This is a genomic window from Halobacillus sp. HZG1 (genome assembly GCF_035818575.1).
Lineage (GTDB): Bacteria > Bacillota > Bacilli > Bacillales > Halobacillaceae > Halobacillus > Halobacillus litoralis.
In genome coordinates, this window is record NZ_JAYLVQ010000015.1 from 1 (window position 1) to 5184 (window position 5184).

6 protein-coding genes are annotated in these 5184 nt (G+C 45.3%); 2 read left to right on the plus strand and 4 right to left on the minus strand.

What is annotated here, in order from left to right:
• Positions 1-183: 183 nt before the first annotated feature.
• Genes VKA52_RS01415 through pxpB form a run of 4 tightly spaced genes read right to left on the minus strand, consistent with a single transcriptional unit; the run spans position 184 to position 3923 of the window.
• Complete coding sequence (locus VKA52_RS01415; protein ID WP_326313942.1) at positions 184-1374, minus strand: NRAMP family divalent metal transporter; 1191 nt, start codon at positions 1372-1374, stop codon at positions 184-186.
• Between the two features lie 51 nt (positions 1375-1425).
• Complete coding sequence (locus tag VKA52_RS01420; RefSeq protein WP_160914230.1) at positions 1426-2199, minus strand: LamB/YcsF family protein; 774 nt, start codon at positions 2197-2199, stop codon at positions 1426-1428.
• Between the two features lie 12 nt (positions 2200-2211).
• Positions 2212-3213 (minus strand): biotin-dependent carboxyltransferase family protein, encoded by a 1002-nt coding sequence (locus tag VKA52_RS01425; RefSeq protein WP_326313943.1) that lies wholly within the window; start codon positions 3211-3213, stop codon positions 2212-2214.
• Positions 3210-3923 (minus strand): 5-oxoprolinase subunit PxpB, encoded by a 714-nt coding sequence (gene pxpB / locus VKA52_RS01430; protein WP_237417487.1) that lies wholly within the window; start codon positions 3921-3923, stop codon positions 3210-3212. The genes VKA52_RS01425 and pxpB overlap by 4 nt, the downstream gene beginning before the upstream one ends.
• A gap of 255 nt (positions 3924-4178) precedes the next feature.
• Between pxpB and VKA52_RS01435 the strand changes: the two genes are divergently transcribed.
• Both VKA52_RS01435 and VKA52_RS01440 read left to right on the plus strand, forming a co-directional pair.
• Positions 4179-4628 (plus strand): DUF2188 domain-containing protein, encoded by a 450-nt coding sequence (locus VKA52_RS01435; protein ID WP_326313944.1) that lies wholly within the window; start codon positions 4179-4181, stop codon positions 4626-4628.
• A gap of 80 nt (positions 4629-4708) precedes the next feature.
• Positions 4709-4921: a DUF2188 domain-containing protein gene (locus VKA52_RS01440; protein ID WP_160914238.1), complete on the plus strand. Its 213-nt coding sequence runs from the start codon at positions 4709-4711 to the stop codon at positions 4919-4921.
• Positions 4922-5184 lie beyond the last annotated feature (263 nt).

Below are 5184 nucleotides of genomic sequence, written 5' to 3' on the forward strand. Positions count from 1 at the left end.
GGACGTGTGGGACAGGTGAGACCCCGGAAGGCGTAGCCTGAGGAGGCTCACCGCCCGCCCCATGGAAAGCGAACCTTTTCCCGGAGCCCCTAGAACCTTACAATCATCTCGAAACTGAGTCTTCAAGAAAAGGGAGCTTTACTGATAAAAAAAGAGCTCAGGTGGCCTGAGCTCTTTGGGGGGTTAACCGAATAGTCTTGGAATGCCTTGGATGAGTGACATGCCGCCCATGTAGGACATGGCGATGACAATCAATACTCCGAATATGGTCAACCATAGCGGGTGTTTGTAATCCCCGACAATTTTTTGTTTATACGCGGCTATCAGCATGACACCCAGCGCAATCGGGAGGATTAAACCATTTAACGAGCCAACAAGAATCAGCACTTTGACAGGTTCACCAACTGAAACGAAGACGGTCGTTGAGATGACGATAAACGCGACTATGAACCATTTGTGGTGCTTGTTGATTGTTTTATTGAAAGTACGAATAAATGAAACGGATGTATAAGCAGCTCCTACTACAGAAGTTACTGCAGCGGCCCACATAATGACACCAAAGATTTTGTACCCGACATTTCCGGCAGCTGCCTGGAAGACCGAAGCAGGTGGGTTATCAGGGTTGAGTGTGAAACCTGAGGCCACAACACCCAAGGAAGCAAGGAAAAGGAAGATTCGCATGACAGAGGCAATTCCAATCGCAGACACAGAACTTTTTGTGACTTGTGGGAGAGCTTCTTTTCCTTTTATCCCTGCATCTAGAAGACGGTGTCCACCTGCGAAAGTAATGTATCCTCCGACGGTACCACCGACGAGGGTGATGATAGCCAGGAAATCAATCGTATCTGGGACGAATGTTTTCGCGACGGCTTCTCCGACAGGTGGCTGGGCAGAGAACATGACGAATATGGTTAAGGCAATCATGACAAATCCTGCAATCTGTGCGAATCGGTCCATGACTTTACCGGCTTCCCGTACGAGGAAGACGGCAACGGCGACGATCCCGCTGAATAATGCTCCCATTTCAGGTGAAATTCCGAAGAGGACATTGGTACCAAGGCCGGCGCCTGCGATATTTCCAATATTAAAGGCTAAACCACCCGCGACTATGAGTACTGATAAAAATACTCCGAGACCAGGGAGGAGACTGTTAGCGATATCCTGAGCTGGTTTTTCCGACACCGCAATGATTCGCCATATATTCAGTTGAGCTCCGATATCTATAATTATGGAGATTAAGATGACAAATCCAAAACTTGCTGCAAGTTGTTGAGTGAAGTGAGTCGTTTGTGTCAGAAAGCCAGGACCGATGGCGGATGTTGCCATCAGGAAAGCGGCTCCTAACAGGAGACTTCTTGTCGATTGTTCCTTCATGGGGTAGCTCCTTTGCTAGGGTTTATTGTGTTGTATGATTCCTGTGTATTCTTATTTTGTGATAAATTGTCCGATGGATTGAAGGGTGATCTCTGATTCTTTCAATGCTTTAGTAATATAATTGGCGAAATCAATAGCGCTTGCACCATCACCATGAATACAAATGGTTTGTACATCAATAGCGATATCCGTGTCCTGAACTGTCCGGACTTTGTTGTCTTTTATCATGCGGATGACTTGTTCGACGGCTTGCTCGTGATCAGTAATGAGTGCGTTTGGATCTCTTCGTGAAGTCAGAGATCCATCTGATTGATAGGTGCGATCGGAGAATACTTCACTGGCTGTTTTAAGTCCTTGCTCATGTCCAGCTTTTACGAGTTCACTTCCAGCAAGCCCGAAGAGTATTAGTTCTGGGTCCACATCATAAACGGCTTTGGCTATAGCTTGTGCTAACTGTTGATTCTTTGCAGCCATGTTAAACAGAGCACCGTGAGGTTTAACGTGTTGTAAGCGTCCCCCTTCTGTATCCACAAACCCTTTCAGGGCACCGATTTGATAGACAACCATATCATAAGCTTCTTCTTCAGAAATATCCATTGGGCGTCGTCCGAATCCTGCTAGATCCGGCAAGCCTGGGTGGGCACCGATTCCGACATCATGCGCCAACGCCATCTGAACCGTTTTTTTCATAATGGTTGGATCCCCGGCGTGGTATCCGCAAGCGATATTCGCGGATGTTACATATTTCATGATTTCTTCGTCGCGGCCGATGGTGTAGCGACCAAAGCTTTCTCCCATATCACAATTTAAGTCGACGGTATGCATGGTATCTCCTCCTTAACGAAATTTCGTGGCAATCCCTCTTTGCAGCTGTTTGAAATGGTTTTCTTTTTCTAAAAGGAGGCGTTGAGCTTCCTCGTGAGTAATTGGTGTGAAGTTGATCTTTTCTCCCGGTCGCATTTGTGCGATTCTTGGTAAATCGACCGAAGCTACTTGTCCGATTTTTGGATAACCACCAGTGGTTTGGTGATCCGCTAGTAGTAAAATCGGATTTCCATCTGGGGGCACTTGAATGGTCCCGAACGTAACAGCTTCTGAGATGATATCTTTCTTATTTTTAAGACTCAAGGCTGCACCGTTTAAACGGTAGCCCATGCGATCTGATTTCGAATCAATTTTAAATGCATCTTTGAAAAAATGTTCTTTGCTCTGTTCTGTGAATAAATCAAATTCACGGCCTTGCATGACTCGGATCGGCTGGTCATTCTTCGTATAATTAGTGAACTCAGGACCGACGAACCACGAAGCCTCTTTAAAAGATGTAGCTTTGTCCGCAGGTTTGAGTTGCTCATTCGAATATTGAGGTTGAGAACCAGGCACACCAAAACGAAGTTGGTCTCCTTTTTCTAATATCCGTCCGTCGAAACCTCCCATGTTTGCACGCAGATATGTCGAGGAGCTCCCCATGACCTTCTCCACTTGGAATCCGCCGGAAATGGATAGATAGCATCTGAAGCCTTTTTTTGGTTGACCGAAGCGGAGCTCGCTTCCTTTTTTTATGTACAAAGGTTTCCAAGTGGAAACACTGTCACCATCAATCATAGGCGTAAGGTTTCCTCCGCAAATAGCAATGAAAGCATCTTGTTGGAATTCAAGAACAGGCCCCATGAGTGTAATCTCCATGGTCGCTGCCTCGTCAGAATTTCCGACTAGGAGGTTTGCAATTCGGTGGGCCTGGTGATCCATGGCTCCACTCACGATGACGCCATCCTTTTGATAGCCGTATCTTCCTAAATCTTGAATGGTGGTCATCAGTCCTGATTTTAATACCGATATCATTGATCCTCCTCCTTTAGTCGTGAATATTCTGCTTCACTTATCCGTTTGAAGTGAATGCGGTCTCCGGCCTGGAGGAGTGAAGGGGATTCCCTATCCGGTTCAAAAAGTTTGAGTGGGGTTCGGCCGATCAGCTGCCATCCCCCGGGAGTTTCAATAGGATAAACCCCGGTTTGCTCTCCTGCAATGCCTACAGAGCCGGAAGGAATCGAAAGCCTTGGATCGTCACGACGGGGAGCAGCAATTTTTTTATCCATCCCTCCGATATAAGGGAAACCAGGAGCGAATCCTATCATATACACAAGGTAATCTCCCTTCATGTGGGCGTCTATGACTTCTTCTTCGCTCATACTGTTGTGTGACGCGACAAAAGAGAGATCTGGTCCCCATTCTCCTCCGTAACACACCGGTATTTCTATGGTTCTCCCCTCAGAATGATGGGAAGACGTTTGAGATAATAAATCTAAAACCTTCGTACGTGCCCATTCATAAGGGAGCAGCTCTTGTGAACGCAGTTGTTTAGCTATGTAGTAGGGGTTATAAAGAATGGTGAGAGTAGAAAAAGCCGGAATGTATTCAATCATCCAGTCGGGCTTTTGCTTTTCTAGATGTGCGGCAGCCTGACGTACCTGTTGATTTGTCTCCTCATTGATAGCTTCTCCAAAATCAATAAGAAGTGCCTGATCTCCTAGAGGATGGATACTTATATTCAAGAAAATACCTCCTATGCACTTAAAAAGTAATGTGCCCAACAACCATAGCGAATGGATGTCCATGGCTTTTTGTGAACGAACCGTCTAATTTTGGTAAGAAAATATCAAAGTATGTCATTTTTTCTAACTTATCGACGTTAATATCGTATCTTATTTTTTCTCCTGTTTCAATTCGACGAAGGTCCCCGATTCGTTTAAAACGGTGTTAATGAAGGGAATAACCATGTTAATAAACCAATGAGGAGGACGACTGAAATGCCATGGGATACAGATGATTATCCAAGCTCTTTTAAAAACCTGGATACACCAATTAGAAAAAAAGCAATTGATATAGCGAACGCTATGATTGATGAAGGGTATAAAGAGGGACAGGCCATCCCTATAGCTACAGAGCAAGCAAAAGAATGGTATGAAAATGCCGATGAAAAAGAAGTGAATCGGATGAAGCAAATGAGCGATAAAAACCTGAAAACAAGGGACGAGGATGGAAGGCAGGGCGAGAGTCGCCCGGAACTCTTGGAGAAGGGTCAGCATGTAGTCGCTCATGAAGAAGGATGGGCGGTAAAAGCGGAAGATGCGAAGCAGGCATCCGATGTCTTTGATAAAAAGCAGGAAGCCATTGACCGAGCGAAAGAGATTGCTGAAAATAAAGGTACACAGGTAGTCATCCACAAGAAGGATGGAAGTATACAGGAAAAAATGTAAATGAATGGAGAAAATTAGGTTTATACCTTTTCGTGACCGGATATATAGCCTATATAATCATTATCAAGGAGGAATTCAAAGTGGCTGAAAGCAGAAATCAAGCAGAACATGTAGTTTCTCATGAAGAAGGTTGGGCTGTAAAAGCAGAAGGTGCGGAACAACCGACGAAGGTGTACGAAAACAAACAGGATGCGATTGACCGAGCAAAAGAAATCGCTCAAAACAAAGGGACTTCAGCGGTTATCCATACCAAAGAAGGTAAGATTCAAAATCAATACGACTACAGCAGTTAAGACAAAAAAAGCACTCTCAAACGAGTGCTTTTTTTATGCTTCTCCTTATAAGAAGAAGTAAATATTCAACTAAATGGCAGGTTTCTTGAAGACTCAGTTTCGAGACTTATGCTGAGTGGATGGGGGCTGCGGGGAATAGCTCGCTTTCCGCGGGAGCGCGGTGAGCCTCCTCGGACTGCGTCCTGTGGGGTCTCACCAAGCACTTTTTTCCCGCAGGAGTCTCGCCATTCCCCTTCGCCCCTTTACCAAGGATCATTATCGAA